General features: G+C 42.1%; 13 protein-coding genes. 4 read left to right on the top strand and 9 right to left on the bottom strand.

What is annotated here, in order from left to right; genetic code table 11:
* Positions 1 to 3 precede the first annotated feature (3 nt).
* Positions 4 to 1108, top strand: a protein-coding gene (prfB, locus tag ABJH64_RS19455; protein ID WP_348273845.1) for a peptide chain release factor 2 whose coding sequence is annotated in 2 segments (ribosomal slippage) — positions 4 to 63 and positions 65 to 1108 — 1104 coding nt in all. Because the reading frame shifts where the segments join, the coding sequence is not laid out codon by codon here.
* A gap of 670 nt (positions 1109 to 1778) precedes the next feature.
* Positions 1779 to 2954, top strand: coding sequence for an MFS transporter (locus ABJH64_RS19450; protein WP_348273844.1), 1176 nt, complete (start codon positions 1779 to 1781; stop codon positions 2952 to 2954).
* 156 nt (positions 2955 to 3110) lie between these two features.
* On the opposite strand, the gene ABJH64_RS19445 is transcribed toward ABJH64_RS19450, so the two are convergent.
* The 5 genes from ABJH64_RS19445 to ABJH64_RS19425 form a co-directional block, all read right to left on the bottom strand.
* Complete coding sequence (locus ABJH64_RS19445; RefSeq protein ID WP_348273843.1) at positions 3111 to 4463, bottom strand: M24 family metallopeptidase; 1353 nt, start codon at positions 4461 to 4463, stop codon at positions 3111 to 3113.
* Between the two features lie 71 nt (positions 4464 to 4534).
* Positions 4535 to 5890 (bottom strand): MATE family efflux transporter, encoded by a 1356-nt coding sequence (locus tag ABJH64_RS19440; RefSeq protein ID WP_348273842.1) that lies wholly within the window; start codon positions 5888 to 5890, stop codon positions 4535 to 4537.
* Position 5891: 1 nt separating this feature from the next.
* A complete protein-coding gene (locus ABJH64_RS19435; protein WP_348273841.1) occupies positions 5892 to 6434 on the bottom strand; it encodes an NUDIX hydrolase in 543 nt (180 codons plus the stop codon).
* Positions 6435 to 6488: 54 nt separating this feature from the next.
* Positions 6489 to 6971, bottom strand: a complete 483-nt coding sequence (locus tag ABJH64_RS19430; RefSeq protein WP_348273840.1) for an Lrp/AsnC family transcriptional regulator — start codon at positions 6969 to 6971, stop codon at positions 6489 to 6491.
* Between the two features lie 209 nt (positions 6972 to 7180).
* Complete coding sequence (locus ABJH64_RS19425) at positions 7181 to 8374, bottom strand: tol-pal system protein YbgF (protein ID WP_348273839.1); 1194 nt, start codon at positions 8372 to 8374, stop codon at positions 7181 to 7183.
* A 78-nt stretch (positions 8375 to 8452) separates the two neighbouring features.
* Between ABJH64_RS19425 and ABJH64_RS19420 the strand changes: the two genes are divergently transcribed.
* Positions 8453 to 9103: a sulfate ABC transporter permease gene (locus ABJH64_RS19420; RefSeq protein ID WP_348273838.1), complete on the top strand. Its 651-nt coding sequence runs from the start codon at positions 8453 to 8455 to the stop codon at positions 9101 to 9103.
* Positions 9104 to 9217: 114 nt separating this feature from the next.
* On the opposite strand, the gene ABJH64_RS19415 is transcribed toward ABJH64_RS19420, so the two are convergent.
* Together ABJH64_RS19415 and ABJH64_RS19410 are read right to left on the bottom strand one after the other, a co-directional pair.
* Positions 9218 to 10738 (bottom strand): DUF4394 domain-containing protein, encoded by a 1521-nt coding sequence (locus ABJH64_RS19415; RefSeq protein ID WP_348273837.1) that lies wholly within the window; start codon positions 10736 to 10738, stop codon positions 9218 to 9220.
* Between the two features lie 224 nt (positions 10739 to 10962).
* Positions 10963 to 11769, bottom strand: coding sequence for a sulfite exporter TauE/SafE family protein (locus ABJH64_RS19410; protein WP_348273836.1), 807 nt, complete (start codon positions 11767 to 11769; stop codon positions 10963 to 10965).
* Positions 11770 to 11976: 207 nt separating this feature from the next.
* Here ABJH64_RS19410 and ABJH64_RS19405 point away from each other — a divergent pair, with 207 nt between their 5' ends.
* Positions 11977 to 12780 carry a universal stress protein gene (locus ABJH64_RS19405; RefSeq protein ID WP_348273835.1) on the top strand — a complete coding sequence of 268 codons (804 nt, stop codon included), beginning with the start codon at positions 11977 to 11979 and terminating at the stop codon, positions 12778 to 12780.
* Here the strand turns inward: ABJH64_RS19405 and ABJH64_RS19400 are convergent, their stop codons facing one another.
* The gene (locus tag ABJH64_RS19400) at positions 12781 to 13437 is read right to left on the bottom strand and encodes a Crp/Fnr family transcriptional regulator (RefSeq protein WP_348273834.1); all 657 of its coding nucleotides are present in this window, start codon (positions 13435 to 13437) and stop codon (positions 12781 to 12783) included.
* Positions 13438 to 13754: 317 nt separating this feature from the next.
* Positions 13755 to 17879, bottom strand: a complete 4125-nt coding sequence (locus ABJH64_RS19395) for a hypothetical protein (protein ID WP_348273833.1) — start codon at positions 17877 to 17879, stop codon at positions 13755 to 13757.
* Positions 17880 to 17901 lie beyond the last annotated feature (22 nt).

The raw sequence follows: 17901 nt of genomic DNA, 5'->3' as shown, positions 1-17901 counted from the left end.
CAGATGACTTCAGAACAACTGAAAGACTTGAAAGCCCGCACATCGGCTTTGAGGAGGTATCTTTGACTACGATCGTAAGAAAGCAGAGATAGAAGACCTAGAGGCCGTATCGGCCCAGCCTGATTTTTGGAACAATCCAGAAGAGGCAGAAAAATCAATGAAACAAATACAGGCCCGCAAAGCTTGGACTGGCTCTTTTGAAGATCTCAACAAGATCATCGAAGACCTCGAAGTACTGTATGAATTCTACAGTGCTGATGAAGTATCTGAAGAGGAAATCAAAGCCGAGTACATCAAAGCTGAAGCCGCAGTACAGGAGCTGGAGCTCAAGAAAATGCTCTCCTCTGAGGAGGATCAACTCAATGCCGTGCTGGAAATCAATCCTGGTGCCGGCGGAACAGAGAGCAACGACTGGGCCTCTATCCTCATGCGGATGTACATCATGTGGGGTGAGAAAAACGGCTACAAAGTCCGTGAAGTGGACGTGCAACAAGGTGAAGTGGCAGGTATCAAATCCTGTACTTTAGAATTTGAAGGACCACTTGCTTACGGATTTCTCAAGTCTGAGACAGGCGTGCACCGCTTAGTGCGGATTTCTCCCTTTGATTCGGGTGGAAGAAGACACACTTCCTTTGCCTCGGTCTATGCCTACCCAGAGGTGGATGACACGATAGAAATCGACATCAACCCGGCCGACATCGAGCTCCACACTTCCCGATCAGGAGGTGCCGGTGGGCAAAATGTCAACAAGGTGGAGACCAAAGTTCAGCTGACTCACAAACCTACGGGTATAGTGGTAGTATGTCAGATCGAGCGTTCTCAGCTAGCCAACCGAGAAAAGGCCATGCAAATGCTTAAGTCTAGATTGTATCAGATGGAGTTGGAAAAGCGAAATGCAGAAATCGCCAAAATCGAATCTTCTAAAATGCGTGTGGACTTCGGTTCTCAGATCCGAAACTACGTACTTCATCCTTACAAACTGGTGAAAGACAACCGTACAGGCCATGAGACCTCCGACACCCAACATGTTCTGGATGGTGGTCTGAATGACTTTATGAAAGCATTCCTGCTAGCGCAAAGCGAGGAGCAAGCGAATAGTGATAATTAATAGTAGGTTTTAGAAGTTGGGTAAGAGCAGGCTGGGTAGATAAAATTTAGAATCTACTAAAAGGAGATGATGGCGTAAGCCGGAGTAACGTTGAAGCCCTGCGTTAAAAGCTCATTGCGTTTGTAAATCACATCATAGGGTCAACAAAAAGCTGGAACCACTTAACAAAACTTTCAATAATTTATCAGCGACGGCTCCAACGGTGCGATAATTTTGTAGCCCCGGGTTTTAACTCGGGGCTACTATTTTGAATAGAGATTCTGTGCTGTGGCTGCGTAGAGTTCAATAGAAAAGAAAGCGGTTGGGTATAGCAAGGCGGGGATCTTTGAACCGCATGGAACCTAGGACGCATAAAAAACAAATCCCAAACACTTCTACAGCTTCACCGTCGAGATATTCTCAATTATATTTCAGAACACGGGGGTGCATTCTGGGCTATCGATGGTTCGATCCTTTCGGGATACTTAGGGGAAAATTGATAAAAGTAAATCTGTAACTATTCCTTGATCGACCACGAACTGGTTATGCCACCCTCAGTATGCCGTTTATCCAGTTAGGTCTTGGTTTTTGTCTCTTCAATCCTTTTTCCTTTTTTCATCAGCGTTCGGGATAAAATACTTTCATCTTCACCAAGACGTTTTGCTGCTTCTTCCCTACTTTCGCCAAACTCATGCGATTCCTTCCCTCCTTTTTTACGGTTGACTTTTCTCTGCTCTGCCTGAGCTCATTTCTGTTTTTCGCCTCCTTCAATATGATAATTCCGGAGCTTCCGGATTATTTGACTTCGCTGGGTGGCGAAGATTACAAGGGGTTGATAATTGCTTTGTTCACCTTATCGGCGGGACTTTCCAGGCCTTTTAGTGGTAAGTTGGCGGATAAAATCGGACGGATTCCTGTGATGATGTTTGGTGCAGGAGTTTGCTTTGTGGTGGGTATATTATATCCCCTTCTGAGTTTTGTGGGTGGCTTTCTATTTCTGAGGTTTGCCAACGGATTCTCTACGGGCTTCACCCCTACCGGTGCATCGGCCTACGTAGCAGATATTGTTCCTTACCAGAAAAGAGGCGAAGCGATGGGCTTGTTTTCGTTATTCGGTTCGATGGGAATGGCGGCTGGACCGGCTTTGGGTGGATGGCTAGCAACTTGGGTTTCTATTGACACGGTGTTCTATGTCTCAGCTTTCACTTCCATTTTTTCTATACTTATCCTATTCAAATTGAAGGAAACATTGCCTGATAAGCAGCGTATTACCTGGAAAATGCTGCAGTTGAAAAGGCATGAGATCTTGGAAAAACGAGTGTTGATACCTTCGGGGGTACTTTTTCTCTGTTGTTTTTCCTTTGGGGTGGTACTAACGATTATACCGGATTTCTCCAGCCATTTGGGGATAGAAAATAAGGGATTGTTCTTTGGGGTTTTTACTCTTTCTTCCTTAGGGATTCGCCTTTTAGCTGGGCGAACTTCTGACCGCTATGGAAGAGTTCCTGTTATGCGTGCTGCCAGTGCTACCTTGGTTTTAGCTATGGTTTTGATTGCTTTTTCGGAAACCAAATTTGCACTTCTAGGTTCTGGAGTGCTATTCGGATGTGCTGTGGGAATGTATAGTCCGACCACATCTGCCTGGGTTGTGGATCTTTCTTTGGATCAATTTCGTGGTCGGGCATTGGCTACCATGTATATTTTTTTGGAAGCGGGCATAGGTATAGGTGCACTTCTATCTGGTTTTCTATTTGCAAATAGTGCTGAAAACTTCCGTATGGTGTTTTTAACAAGCGCTGGTTTTGCAGGATTGGCTTTTGTATGGTTGCTTTTTCTGAGAGGATTTCCCACAGATTCACGGGAATAAAAGGTTCAGATTCACACAGATTTATAATTTATTGCACGAGGATCAGCGACTTTCTCTGTAAAGATCTGCGAAAAAAAGGGTTTGTTTGACATGAAAAATCCCCGCAGATTAACGGGGATTATTGATGGATCACTCAGCTAGGTCTGTGGAAATTTATCAGTACCCAAGGTGTGTGCCGCCTCTAGGAATAGCCAAAATGGATTTTTGCCTTCCGTTATAATAAGTCACTTTTTCCCCATCAAATAAAGCACCTTCCTCCAGCATAATACGCACATCTTTGTTCCACTCCTTTACAAAAACCACTGCATTTAACTCAATAGCGTACCCTGTCATAGCATGAAGTGGAAAATCCCCCGCCCCTGGAGTATCGCCTTGGTTGTCCCACATGCCGATAGTAGGTCCAGCAGAGTGACCGTAGAAACCAAGCGGATGCGTATAAATGGTGCCGCGAAGATTTTCTTCCTCTAACAATTTGCGAGAAGCTCGAAGGATTTCATTGCCTGTACGGCCAGGCACATAATTTTCAGTCAATATATCCTGAACTCTATTGCCTTGCTTGAACGCTTCCTGTAAATAGCTTGGAACTTCCGTTTCGCCAGCTTTCAACACGTAGGCCATTTCCTGCGTGTCTGTATTCAGCCTGAGGTAGGTGATCCCAAAATCCACATGGAGCAAGTCGCCAGGTAAAATCACAGAGTCTGGAGACTTGGTTGCGAAATTCCTGTTCTGCTCATTATTTGCGGGATCTGGACGTTGAATGTCCACCGAAGGATGAAACCACGTATCCAGTTTCAATTCTTTGATGCGCTCTCTGTACCACCAGACCACATCCTCTGTGGTAGTCACACCCGGGGTAATAACCGCCTTAGAAAAACCCTCGCTGATAATGGAATGAGCTATTTCCTGAATGTGCTTGTAAGTTGCCATTTCAGGTTCAGTTCGAGTCTCTAACCATCTTACGGCGAGGGTTTGGGCAGAGGTGACATTAGGCTGGAGGTTTTGAGGAAGATATTCTAAAAACATCTGGTGCTCGTTCGTAGTCAAGCCATCCGCATGTCCATAGTCTTTGGCGTAGTTCAAGCCTATTTTCTTAGGGTTTTTGGAGGCGATCAACTCCATGAGGGCCTTCCATTGATCTGGCTGTTTTTCGGGATCCCATGCTCTCTTGAAGGATTTCCCTACATCGTATCTGGCTACCGCATACGTTTCTACAGGTGCATTTGCCGTAGGCTGATACATTACCAGAATCGTCCTTCTCCTGGCTGCATGCCAAGTAGCCGGCAGGAGGGTTCGGATCACCGGATCTTCGTTGTATTCTCTAGAAATCACCACCCACATATCAAATCCCGTCTCGGTCATCAACTTTGGCAGGAGATTTTCAATGCGGTACTCTAGCCATTGGTCAATGATCTCAGCTTGCTCTCGCTGCGTGAGGACGGCCACATCTTGGGCAGTACTCAGATTAGAAATCAGAAATAAAGAAAATACGAAACACAACTTCTTCAGCATAACTATAGTGGGTTAGGCTGGAAGGTAAAAATAAAATTAGAAACTGAATGCAAGAATCTGATTGCTGCGAACTACTCGGTGACAGTCGGTTTATTACTTGCTATCATTCTTTTACTCAGCTTGTGAAAGCGGACGAATAGCACGATAGCTGTCACGGTCAATCCTATAAGCAACCCATACCAAATCCCCATTTCTGCTAGTCCCATCTCAAAAGCCAGGAAATATCCGAGTGGAAGTCCCAGAACCCAATAAGCTACCAAGGTGATCACCGTAGGGAATTTCACATCCTCCATGCCTCTCAATACACCTAGACCAGCCACTTGGATTCCGTCGGATAGTTGGAATAGCCCTGCAATAATCAATAAAGATGCAGACAGCGCTATCACCTCTTCGTTGTCGATATAGAGGGTAGGAAGATAGAACCTCATCAGAATAAAAAGTAATCCTGTGACAGTCATGAAGGCAAGAGTCATCCCAAATACCACCATTCCGGCTTCTCTCATGCTTTTAAAATTACCTCGACCGATCTGATTACTTACTCGGATCATGCCTGCGGTGCTCAGTCCAGATACCATCATGTAACTCACTGAGGCGAGGTTGATTGCGATCTGATGTGAAGCAAGGGCATTTACTCCAATCCAGCCCATCATGATGGCAGCGGTACTAAAAGCACTCACTTCAAAAATGTATTGGAAGCCTGTAGGAACTCCAATCTTCAAAATCCTATTCAGGAGTAAAAATCTCAGTTTTCCCAGTCCTAATTTCAGATTAAAGACATGGTATCTTTTGGAACGCAGCATGTAGAGTCCCATCATTATCGGCATTAGAATCCGCGAAATCAAAGTAGCCCAACCTGCACCGTTCAAGCCCATTTCCGGAAAACCTAGATTACCATAGATGAGCACCCAGTTTAGCAACACGTTGATGATGTTGCAAAAAATAGTCACATACATCGCCTGCTTAGTCTGTGAAAGTCCTTCGGCAAACTGCTTGAAGGATTGAAAAATCATAAATGGTAGCAGGGATGCAGTGATTATATACAAGTACGGTATGGTAAGGATCACCACTTCATCAGGCTGATCCAGAAAGTGTAAACCCTGAGACAAGCCGATCACTACAATCGTTAGAAGGATGGCTGTAGTGATGTTGATCCATAACCCATGCTGAAAAAGATGGCCAATTCTCTTGACTTTCCCTTTTCCTTCTGCAGCAGACACCAATGGTGTAATTCCCATTGAAATTCCCATCCCAAACATAAGAATCACAAAAAATATGCTGTTGCCCAAGGATGCAGCTGCTAAAGGAACTGCTCCGGTCTGACCCACCATCATACTATCAGCTACACCAACTAGCACTTGTCCTAATTGACTTAAGACTACTGGAAAAGCCAGCGTAAAGGTGATTTTGATATGATCTTTGATCGTCATTTTACAAGTTTAATATTCTAGCAGCTTTGAGAATCGCAGCTACACTGATTCCATCGGTGATTTGGCCATTCATAACCATCTTCAAAACCTCAACGAAGGGTAATTTCGCAATTTTCAAGACTTCCGTTTCTTCAAATTCAGTTTCACCCTGAGTCAGTTCCTCAGCCATATAGACATAGCCAACTTCATCAGTCACTGAATTAGAGGTATGTATTTTCATAATCTCAGTCCATTTGCCTGCTAGCAGCCCAGTTTCTTCTTTAAGCTCTCGCTTGGCACTGACCAATAAATCTTCATCAAGAGGTCCACCACCCATGGGAATCTCCCAAGAATATTCATCGAGTGGATAGCGGTATTGTCCTATGAGCCAAGTATTGAGATCCTTGTCTATCGGAAGGATAGCCATTGCTCTGTTTTTGAAGTGAACCTTGCCATAGATCCCGTCATTTCCGGCGGGGTTGATCACTTTATGCTCTTCTACAGCAATCCATGGATTCTCGTAAATCGGGCTGATGGTCGTTGTTTTCCAGGGATTTTTTTCCATTTACTCAAAAAAAAAGGGTGACTCACGCCACCCTTGATAACATTTTAGGGCTGATTAAGCCGGGATAGGCATTACTTTAGAATCCTTGAAAGTAGATAAAATAACCATGGATTGCATGGAATCTACTTCTTTGATTTCAGATACTTTCTCTAGCATCAAGCTTTGGTAAGACGTAATATCTTTTGCGATGATTTTCAGGATAAAATCACCAGTACCTGTAATGTGGTGACATTCTATCACCTCTTGGATTACATTTATCTCACGCATAAAGGCGTCAATATTGCCTTTATTGTGACCGATCAAACTTACCAACACGAAAGTGCTCACACCCAAACCGATCTTTTCAGGATCAAGCTTAGCATGATAACTCTTGATGATTCCTGATTGCTCTAATTTCTTCACTCGTTCCAAAGTTGGAGCAGGAGAAAGCCCTATATCTTTTGAAAGTTGAGCGTTGGTGATTTTGGCATTAGCCTGAAGGATTTCCAGAATCTTTCTATCGATTTTATCGAATTTTATTCTTAAGCTATGATCCATGATCTCTTGCATTTACAAAATTTTATATGGTGCAAAGTTAATATAATTGATGATTGTTTTAAACCATTCATCAGAATTTTAAAGAGTAAATTCAAAATTTTCTTAATATTTCTAAGTGAAAACAAGAGCATTCCTTTCAAATTCCCTTGCCTCATTCGAAAAATTCAAATTTTCTCCTGTTAATTAGGCAAAAAACATCGATTTTATAGTTAAAGTTTATTCTTTTTGATAAAATCCCTAGCTTCCTGATGAGCGGGGTGTTTTCGCTTTGCATATTTCTTGACTTCTTTAAAATACTTTTTCGCCAAAGACTTATTATTTTCTTTAGTAGCTATTTTCCCTAATTGTACTAGAGAATAGAGGTAGTACCCACTTTCCTGAGACTCTGACTCTTCGCCAAAGGATAGTGTTTTAAGGTAATATTTTTTTGCATCGGTTTTATCCCCCATTCTATCGTTAAACTGAGCGATGTAAAAAGCCGCATATCTTCCACTATTAGATTCGTATCCGGGCATTTTATTGTCGATGCGGGCAAGTATCTCATGGGATTGCTGCACAGCTTCAGTCCAGCGTCCTACTGTGTAGAGATGACGAGCATAGGACCTATGGAAATAGGGATTGTTGGGGTATTTTGAATGCAAATATTCTGAGATCTGCAAAGCTTTGAAGGGCTCTTTTTCCTCAGAAGCATAGAGTCTAAACAAGAAATATTGAGCTTCTACCCGTGTGTAAAAAGCATTGTTGGCTACCTGCTCTAATTGCTGAAGACCTAGCTCCTTGTTGCCCTTCGGGAAAAGTGCCATTACTGGCCTCAATAGTGGGTAATTTTCTGGAATCCATTCTGAGAAATAGTTGAAAAGCGCATCTCCGAGCAGTAACTCAGGATTAAACTCCTCCTCGCCCCTACTCAAATTCATGTATTTCAAGGCATTTTTCCCAGCAAATGCTGCTTTAGTCCAGCTTTTCCTTTCGGAATAGAGACGAGATTGAAAACCATACCCAGCGGCTAGAAAGAAAGCAGCCTCTTTATTAGTCTCATCTTCGTCGAACATCGCTTGCGCTTTGGCGATTGACCTGTCCAGGTATTTGACAAAAGTCGCATCGTACTTTTCATTAGTCACATCTACTTCTATACGCCACCAGTAGCCCAATGCCACCAAAAACTCCGGCAACGGATGGTTGGGGTATTGGATAGCAAGTACAGCATAGTCCCTCTCGGCACTTGGGAAATCAAAGTTGTACATGCTATTAATTGACTTAGTAATCCTAAACTGGAGTCCCCTATCCAGCAAAAGATATTTAGACGGAGCAAATAGCATAGAATCTACTTCCATGCTTTGAGCCAGAGCAAGACCATGCCCTACCAACCAAATACTAAGAATTAGTGCAACTCGTGCCAACATATATTTCTTTCTTATTAGACTTTAAAATTAGAGGTATTTCCAAACAAAATTTTAGATTTGGCTCAGATTCATCATATAATGGCTAAAACTTTAACCCCAGAAGGACAACGTCTGAAAGAACTAATAGATTTCGATAAGCGGATTTATTTTTTAGTACTTGTTTTTTTATTCCTATTCATACGCTACCTCACAAATACGCTGATTCTTGAAGCTATTCCAGATTATGACAATCTGGAAGCAAGAGGTGACTTCATGATTTTTCATATTTTCAACGCCCTGAATTACCTCTGGACGCCTTTTGCTTTGCTTTGGAAGTTCACTGTGATTGCCTTTCTATTTTGGTTGGGGGCGTTTTTGATTGGGTACAAAGTGCCTTATAAGGAACTATGGCAATTTGCCCTTATTGCTGAACTGGTGTTTGTTTTCCCAGAATTAATCCGCTTGCTAGTCTATATTTCTCCTCAGACTGGCGTTACATATAACGAAATAGATGAATACAGGGCGCTTTCTCTACTTTCCCTGATCGGAGCTGAAAATGTCGCCGCTCAATATCATTATGCGCTCGCAACCATGAATATCTTCGAGATTATCTACGGAATAGTCTGGGTATATGGATTTCACATGATCAGCAGAAGGCCTTTTGGAGAATGCACAGTGGCAGTAATCATTAGCTACTATCTGCCCTTGGCAATATGGCTGACTTGGTACATAATGGTGTATAGAGGGTAATTTTGATCAGATTATCCAAAAAAAATAGCTAGCACAGAGCCTAAAACTCTGCACTAGCTATTTTTTTATGCTTCTAAAACTTTGCTTAGGTTGATAAGGCTGTCTGCTGATTGATCAAAAACCTAAGCCTAGAGCCATAGAAGTAGGTGTGAAATTTAAGTTAGATACTTTGGAAGCTGCTCCCGTCATTAAGTTTATCGAATAGACACCAGCCGCACCTCCAACTGTAAACACGCCGTACGCCATATCAGAGGTTCCTCCAATATCGAAACCATTATTGTCTGTCAGGTTGATTCCCATTGAACCAATCGGTACTAATACCCCGTCGTTTGGTGGTGAAACTTGGTAAAGCATGTCGTTTTGAGCATCTACCACGAAAAGTGCGGTTGAAGTAGTTCCAGCAAAATTCTTGGTGTAAGCTGCTCCACTAGCCATTGGTGATCCGGGATTCAGACTACCATCAACGGCAACGACTGTTCCCAAGTCAGGGTGTAGTCTTAGATTTTGGCCAGTTTCTGTGATTAGACGGATTCTATCCACAGTAGGATTAAAGTCAAAACCTATAAACGAACCCATCGCTGCCGGCATTAAGGGGCTACCAATAGCAGTTAGAGCACCACTAGAAGGATTGACGCTGTATAGCTGGCTCATATTAGAAACTGCCAGAAGCTGACCGTTGACCGGACGAAAGTCCAGACCTGTAATCATTTCACCAGCTTTCAGACCTACCATATCTACTGAGATTGGGCTTGGGTCAGTTGGGTCAAATCTATATAGTTTATTGCTTGAATCTGTAGCATAGGCGATAGGATTGGTTTTGAAAGCCAAGCTGATTACTGGCTTCGCAAAAGTGCCTATCCACATGGCTTTTCCTGACGCAAGATCTATGGTATAAAGTCTGGACTCCCCTTCTTTTCTGTTTACTGCTAGCGCGATAGAATTGTCAGGATTTAGATCCATATCTCCTATTCCTTCAAAGTCAACACCCAAACTCCCCACTTCTTCCAAGCCACCGTCGTTGGGAGGAACTTGCTTATAGAGTTTGTCTTGCGCAAAGTCTATATCAAAAAGCGTAGTAGAAGTGGTACCAGAGAAACTATTAGAATAAGCCACAGCACCAATTCTAGGATTCATGCCGCCATTAATAGACCCATCCGTAGCTACTACTGTACCTAATTCAGGATGAAGTCGAAGATTTTGCCCAGACTCAGTGACTAATCGTATTCTATCTACTGTTGGGTTAAAATCCAAGGAGGCATTTTCACCTAGCACAGCAGGGGAAAATGACGTTGTGCCTAAAGCAGTTGCTACCCCAGAATTTTCATTGATGTGATACAAGCGACTCATGGAACTGAGGGCGTATAACTGCCCAGTGGCAGGACGATAATCTATCGAAACGATCATTTCTCCTGATCCCAAGCCCGTAATGTCCATTGAGCTAGTTGGCATAGACAAGTTACGCGCTTCATAGATTAAAAGCTTATTATCAGAAGACAAGGCAGTAAAACTGACTTCGGGAGCCATACCGGGTATTTCCATACCAGGATTCATATCCTCGTTATCGTCACATGAGAAGAACGCCAGTGATATCATAGTGCTGGCAAGAAGTGCGGGAAAAATTCTTGATTTTTTCATTGGTAGAGTTAGTTGATTTGACTCAAATACGGAGTCAAGCAGCCAACTGGATTTATCAAGAATTCTATTTTTTAAGTATAAATATCCGCTTTCTCATCTGTTCCCAAATTTAATTACTGTTCAATTAAACTTCCCAAGTTCGGTGTGAAGAAGAAATTAAGCTTGAAAATAACTTTGGAAAGTTTTCACTGTGATTTCTACTAAAAACCAATCTAGCTAACACATTACAAGGTCATCAGTTCTTTTCCAATTATATAAAACCCCATAATCAACACAAACCATCCAAAGCCTTTCTTAAGTGCCTGCTCATTGATTTTTTTAGAAAGAGAACTACCTATAAAAATCCCAATAATCGACAAACTTGTGAAAATCAAGAGCATTTTCCAGTCGATTGTCTGATTAGATACATCACCTAGAAATCCAATAAGGGATTTGGCCGCAATTATCAAAAGTGAAGTTCCCACTGCCATTTTCATAGGTAGCTTAGCGAGCAATACCAGTGCAGGAATAATCAAAAATCCACCGCCCGCTCCTACTACCCCGGTAATCAAACCAACAACTATTCCTTCCAGCGCAATCAATGGAATATTAAACTGAACTTTACTTTCTTCATCTGAATTACTTTTCCCATTTCCATTGATCATAGAATAGGAAGCAGCAAGCATAATCAGGGCAAAGAAAATCATGATACCTATACTCTTGGTGATTTCGAGTTCACCAAGTACCAACAGAGGATCAGGCAACGCCGGGACGATGAATTTTCGGGTTAGAAAAACCGCGATGAACGAAGGAATCGCAAATACTAAAGCAGTTTTATAATCGACCAATTGCTTTTTCATATAAGTGAAAGAACCTACCAGCGAGGTGCTTCCCACGACAAAAAGTGAATAAGCCGTAGCCAAAACAGGGTCAATACCTAAAATATAAACAAGCACAGGCACTGTCAAAATAGAACCTCCACCACCAATAAGCCCTAAACTAACACCAATGATAACTGCAGCAGCGTAGCCCACGAGTACGATAATTTCCATTACAATAGTTTCAAATGTATCTCACAAAAGTAGTAGTGACACCTTCCAATCGAGGTGACAAATGTTACACTTATAGATTTAAGGTAAATGACGCTCGTGTAAAAGTGAAAAATCAGGTGTCAAAAGACCAATCAACCCAAGAGATCTAACTTCTACTTGTTGATTATCCTTCAAATTGTCTAAATTAAAAGAAGAAATACTGGCGCTATGAAAATTATTATTCCCATCGACTTTTCTGACAACTCACTCAATGCCTTAGATTTTGCCATTACCCTTGCAGGGAAAAAAGACGGGGAGATCATCCTTATCCATGTGATAGAGGCTGTTTTTGATTTCGCTTCGCAGGCTTCTGTAGCTATAGAAAGTATGCATCGAGATGCACATTCCCTGATGCAAAAGACACTGGAAGATTATACTGATTCTAGCCTGAAATTCACTACTGTGATTAGAGAAGGAACAGCGTCGATAGCGGTAGCCCGTTTAGCTCAGGAGGTAGATGCGACTTTGGTCGTAATGGGGACACAAGGCGCCAGTGGCATCAAGGCTGCGCTTATAGGAAGTACTACCATAAACACCATCAAAGAATCAACCACACCGGTTCTGGTCATCCCAGCTAATTCGAATGCGCTTGACATACGAAAAATAGCCTTAGCATTGGAATTTGCTACGCATGAGGAAAAATTTATCGATTGGGTGATCAATATGAGTTTGCGGTGGGAGCTCGGTATGGAGTTCGTTCACGTCCAAACTGAAGCTGCATTTGAAGAAGAGCCGGGAATCAAAAAACTTGAAAAATTAGTCACTTCTCAATTCCCCGGCTTACCCATCAAAATCCACACATTTTATGGACGAACTCCCGTAGAGGGATTAGATCAGTTTCTCGAGGAAAATGAAAATGTAATCTTAGTCATGTGTCACCACCACAAAAATCTTTGGGATCAGATTCTGAACCGAAGTCAAACAATAGAAATGGTATTTCACTCTAAGGTCCCTCTCCTGGTAATTCCTTAATTATTTGCTAATTAACTCCTCAAAATCATCGCGGATATAAATCACATTTCTTCCCAATTCTATCCATTTCTTTTTCTCTAATTGTTTCAAAAGGCGGGAGACAACTTCTCTAGACGTCGTCAATTCATTGGCAATTTCCTGATGGGTAGTGCTGATTTCATTTGTTTTGAGCTGCTTCATTTTTTTCACTATATAATCCATCAGTCGCTCATCCATACGCTTGAAGGCTACCGAATCCAATGCAGTGAGCATTTCTTGAAATCTACTCTGGTAAGTATTCGAGACGAAATCCTTCCACTGCTTAAAGTCATTTGACAATTGATCAATAAAATTGATAGGAATGGCTATGATTCTAGCATCCTCCTCCACTACCGCTTTTATTTCACTTGGTTTGGAAGCAGAGCAACAGGTCAATGAAAGCGCGCAGGTCTCACCAGCATCCAAAAAATAGAGGAATAACTCTCTTCCCTCTTCATCCATGCGGGAAATCTTAATATAACCATTCAAAACTATAGGTACCATTTTCACAAATTGCCCTGGCTCCATCAGTATTTTCCCAGCCTTGAGATCCATAATTTGACCCTTGTCCAAGAGCTGTTTTAAAAGCCCTGGGTCAGTAAAAAATGGTAATGCTTCCTTTAATTCTTCTTGTGTCATGATTTTTTGATGATGATAATCTTAAATAGTGATGAAGTCGTTATTCCAAATTCTTTCAGATGAAAATAAGTGTGCACGTTTGGTTACCAGTCAAGCGCCAAAAGCATTATAACGTTTAGTTAACTTCACAAGTGAGACCTTTTCGCTTACGTGTCTTCGAACTTTTGCCCGAATGAGCAAGGGAAGTTTGTGCGTTGGCTAGATAGCGAATAATCATAATGATCATCATCACAATTAAGTAAGAATTTTAGTTCCAAAAAAAAATGCCTCTCACGTAAATTGAGAGGCATTTATAGAAATCAAACTAATGCTAATTGCTAACAGGTAGGACAGCAAACGAATGGAACCTTGGTCAGTGGCGAAGTCCGTAAGATTCTAAAGTGCCCTAATCCTTGACTCAAGGGACGAATGTCAGACATTAAATTCACTTCTGGTCGCTTCGCTTTCAATCCCTCTGCTACCCTATCTGAAACACCACTCAAATTCGCTTTTCTAAAGTCATGCATATGGTCATGAATATTGGTAATATTTCCAAAAACCTCAACCACCAAAACACTGAGCGGACTATCCTCTGGCAACCCAAAAGACTTTAATTTCTCTGCTAAATCTTCAGATGTTACGATCGCAGTGCCCACAGGATGTTCGTCTTTTATACTTGCCAGCAGATTACCCCTTTGGACAGAGGCAGGATTGAGCTTCACACTCCCAGCGGTATAGTCACCAATGGTCGGTTGGAAATACACTTGCTTTGTCAAATCATCAATAATTTTTTGGCGTTTAGGGTCAGTATTTACCCGAACACCAATCTTCATTTCAATTTCTCCCAAAAGGATATTCCGAAAGTCTCTCCCGTCAGCTTGACTCACCTGAGCATATACCATAGTCCAGAGACTTGTTCGTGGAGGCTTGCTGGTTACATTTTTACCGTTGTGAACAGCTTTCGCAAAAGGCGCACTTACATACATGTGGTTTTTATTCCTGTTGAGAGAGCAAAGTAAAGTAGGTGCTGGATGTTGCACGCCCGTCACTCTCAAAGGCCTGCCAAATCTACCTTGGGCAGTTGACCAAAGATTGTCCCCATTCAAATTACCCGTATGGGCATGCCCCACTCTGAATTCGTAAGTAAAAAACCCAAACATTTCTGCGCTTTCAGCATGCAATCCTGGAGGAATTGGAAGCATATAATGCGTCTCGCTATCAGTAGATTTAATCATAGGTTGCATGGCATTATATCCCGCCTTATCATCACTCTGGCCAGGAATGATTTGTCTAGTCAGTTCTGGATCTAAGCTGATCGGTGCTTCCTCTGGAGGTGCAAATTGTTCTCCATCGTTGCTGGCGATCAATTGATCAGGTGCATTTCCAAGCATTCTACAGAAATATGTATCATCTGGATTCTCTATAGGTTGCTCAAACTCCACCCATAAATAACGCCTTCTAGCCTCGGATGAACTATAATCCTCTGTTCTCTCATAAGGAGAAAAAGCAATTCCCACGCTGACTAGTTTTGGAATTTGGGAAGGTGGAAGGACTGTAGGTAGCGTTAAGCGGCCAGTTTCTACGACTTCAGCTGTAGCATGGCCAGCTTTGGTTTTTGGCTTTATTTTATACCAAGCCCAAAGTTCATCAGGGAATCTTAACTCCCCATTTCCTTGCTTTAAATCATTTTTCGGATCTAAGGCATCTATGTAGATGATTCGAGTATAGTTTCTGTTGACTCTATCAAACCTATCCGGCTGTAATGCTTCAAATGATACGGTATGTTTCAGTTCAATATCTCCCAAATAGCTATTCAAGCGCATATCTGAATCAGCTTCCCTACGAAACTTAAACTCCCTTTCTATCTCAAATGCTACGTCGTTTAATGCATCCCAAGACCAGTCTCGATCTATTTTGTAGCTTAAGGTAGCTAGCCAATGATTGTATAAATCGGCTTTGGTAGCAAATGTGATAGAACTACCATCAGGTGCCAGTGTATGTCTGATTCTTGAATTACATCCAAAAACTACGCGTTCGCCCTTAGGGGCTACCAAGGTCAAGCCTTTGGATTCCAAGCCAAGTGAATTGGCAAGTCTCTCCACGACTCCAGATTGCTGTTCTTCAGATTCTCTTCTGAGCAAAGAAGCAAACACATTATTTTTGATTGGTGGAATGCTATCAGGTTTTAGAAATAAACCTTGGACAGGTTGAACAGTCTCAAATGGCTTCAAAAGATTAGATTCACTCTGAGGCTCTTTGTAAAACATAAATTGCTGAACTTTCCCAAATCTGCTGTCCTTGTCCTCATTATCGTCAATAAAACCAAAGTAACTTTCGGGAGCTACAGCAGAACTTGCCTCAGCGCGTAAAGAAACTCGGATATGTCTGCCAGTTGGAAGAATAAGTCCTTCCATCTCATTGATTGAGTCAATCAAGAGTTCCTCGTTCAAAAAGGGATTGGCTGGCTCCCCTAAATTCAAAACTGCCACATCCATAAAATCGATGGGAATATTCAGTAAACCGTCGAAATCTGAAGGAAAAGCTCTACTTGTTTCATACAGCGTAATAAAACTATCCCTACCGTCTTGGCTCAATTGAGTATCCATTCGAAGCGATTTGACTTCCACACGTATTTTTACCCGCTGAACATCCGGATCAGCTAAAGCTGGCTTCAAACCATCTGCCTGGAAGGTCAATTCCTTCAATAATTTGATAGGATCCTGACCGATACTTTGGTATTTATTGGTGAAAACAACCGCAGGATACTCCAGAAGTGGTCTTTGGATCACAAAGCTTGGGTTCGCATCAAACTGGGTCTCTTCTTCATTCACCGCATTGAAATAGGTTCTCTGGTTATTTCTAATTTCCAGCGGTTTTTGGATTCGCAGCATTCCTGGATTCACAAATCTTTTAAAGGAAACGCTGGTTTCGGGGCTCGATGCGTCATTTAATGGAGAATCTTTCACGCTTGGTCCACCTCCGGAAATATCCGTCATTCTTACTCTGAACTCATAGGAATTACCATAGCGAAGTTCTGTTTTTAATGGAGAAGGAATCAAAGCAGTATTTTGAGTCACAATTTTGTCCTGAACCACATGCTGTTGACCACCGTTGTTCTCATGGTTTCTATAGATCTGCAGGCCATCCTGATCTTCTGTGACTAAGCTTTTCCCAATGTAATGAGCATAATACATAGGTAGCCAATAATGATCACTAGAAGGCCCACTGATTTTATTAGGATAAACCTGGTACGGAAGTTCAGTTGTGCTGGAATCTAGCTGTCCTTTGAATAGGTTTTGAGATTCATTAATCTCTATTCTATTCAAACTTTCCCAATGGCTGCCTATAGCTGCCTGCCTTACGTCTATATGATAACCCATCACACCAAGAGGTGCATCTATCCTGTTTTTTGAGCCTGGATCCAATGGATTTTCTATCATCTGGCGCAAGTACCAAACCAGAATTTGCTCGTCATCCCAACCAAGTCGAATACCAGCATCCGACTGTGGAGGCAATTCATCTTGTGACTCCTCGAGCAAATTACCACTCACAGGTTGATTGGCATGGACTATTTTTGCGAAGCCATCATCATAAGACTGTGCCTCTTTAAACAGCTCATCCCATGGCCCCAAAGGAACTGGTTCGTTTGGGTCTGAGGCTTTTTTATAAAGCACCGGAAACAAGACTGGCGCAAAGACAGGCCTCGCAGTCCCAGCAGTCAATGCGGGTATTTTGGCAGCATATCTTTTAATCAATGGACCGTTAGCGTTTTCTAGTAAACCTGCTTGCGCTTCAGAATAAGGGGTATTTATAATATCGGCATAGAGGTAACCCCCATTGACAAACCAACTTGAATCTACTTCGAGCTTCACTTCATAAATCATTCCGCAGGCTTTGGCTAGCAGGGGCTGTCTCAGAATATTCGCGAATACTTTTCCCCAACTCAACGTTTTTCTAGGTGTATAGTTGATGATGGGGGTTTTATCACGGACAGCACAGTGATACCCATCATCAGTGATTGCATTGGGATGTCTGGGCTGAGTGAAATTAAACTTTTCCCTATAGGATATGGGAAGGTATTTCTTGATGCTTTTGTCAACAGGTACAGGGTCTGATAGCTTATCCGCCTGATCGGTAATCGGAAGCGGCATAGCTTCTGCTACTTTTTTAAGAATAGAAATTTTGTCTTTTACTGGGATTACTTTTACCTCCTTGACAATAGGAGTTCTACTAGGCTCTGTTGCATTGCTTAAAGGAAAATCATCAGATCCTTTGACAACGGAAAGACTAAATTCGGGCTGCAATTCTGCAAATCCCGGCACTTTTGAGGGATTTGGAAGTCCAGTAGCCCAATCCGTAAACGGGTCAGTATTTCGAGGTACCACCACAATGTTGACTGTCAATATATTTCCATCAAAACGCTGAGGAAAAGTCATTAGGGAAATCAATCTTCTAGGTTCCATAATCTGTTTTTTTTTGGTAAAA

Origin of the sequence: Algoriphagus sp., assembly GCF_039969895.1 — a bacterium.
GTDB lineage: Bacteria > Bacteroidota > Bacteroidia > Cytophagales > Cyclobacteriaceae > Algoriphagus.
This window is presented reverse-complemented; position numbering and strand designations above follow the sequence as displayed.

Coding starts and splice junctions, on each gene's coding strand:
- ABJH64_RS19450 (WP_348273844.1), top strand. CDS start 1,779: ATGCGATTCCTTCCCTCCTTTTTTACGGTTGACTTTTCTCTGCTCTGC.
- ABJH64_RS19445 (WP_348273843.1), bottom strand. CDS start 4,463: ATGCTGAAGAAGTTGTGTTTCGTATTTTCTTTATTTCTGATTTCTAAT.
- ABJH64_RS19440 (WP_348273842.1), bottom strand. CDS start 5,890: ATGACGATCAAAGATCATATCAAAATCACCTTTACGCTGGCTTTTCCA.
- ABJH64_RS19435 (WP_348273841.1), bottom strand. CDS start 6,434: ATGGAAAAAAATCCCTGGAAAACAACGACCATCAGCCCGATTTACGAG.
- ABJH64_RS19430 (WP_348273840.1), bottom strand. CDS start 6,971: ATGGATCATAGCTTAAGAATAAAATTCGATAAAATCGATAGAAAGATT.
- ABJH64_RS19425 (WP_348273839.1), bottom strand. CDS start 8,374: ATGTTGGCACGAGTTGCACTAATTCTTAGTATTTGGTTGGTAGGGCAT.
- ABJH64_RS19420 (WP_348273838.1), top strand. CDS start 8,453: ATGGCTAAAACTTTAACCCCAGAAGGACAACGTCTGAAAGAACTAATA.
- ABJH64_RS19415 (WP_348273837.1), bottom strand. CDS start 10,738: ATGAAAAAATCAAGAATTTTTCCCGCACTTCTTGCCAGCACTATGATA.
- ABJH64_RS19410 (WP_348273836.1), bottom strand. CDS start 11,769: ATGGAAATTATCGTACTCGTGGGCTACGCTGCTGCAGTTATCATTGGT.
- ABJH64_RS19405 (WP_348273835.1), top strand. CDS start 11,977: ATGAAAATTATTATTCCCATCGACTTTTCTGACAACTCACTCAATGCC.
- ABJH64_RS19400 (WP_348273834.1), bottom strand. CDS start 13,437: ATGACACAAGAAGAATTAAAGGAAGCATTACCATTTTTTACTGACCCA.
- ABJH64_RS19395 (WP_348273833.1), bottom strand. CDS start 17,879: ATGGAACCTAGAAGATTGATTTCCCTAATGACTTTTCCTCAGCGTTTT.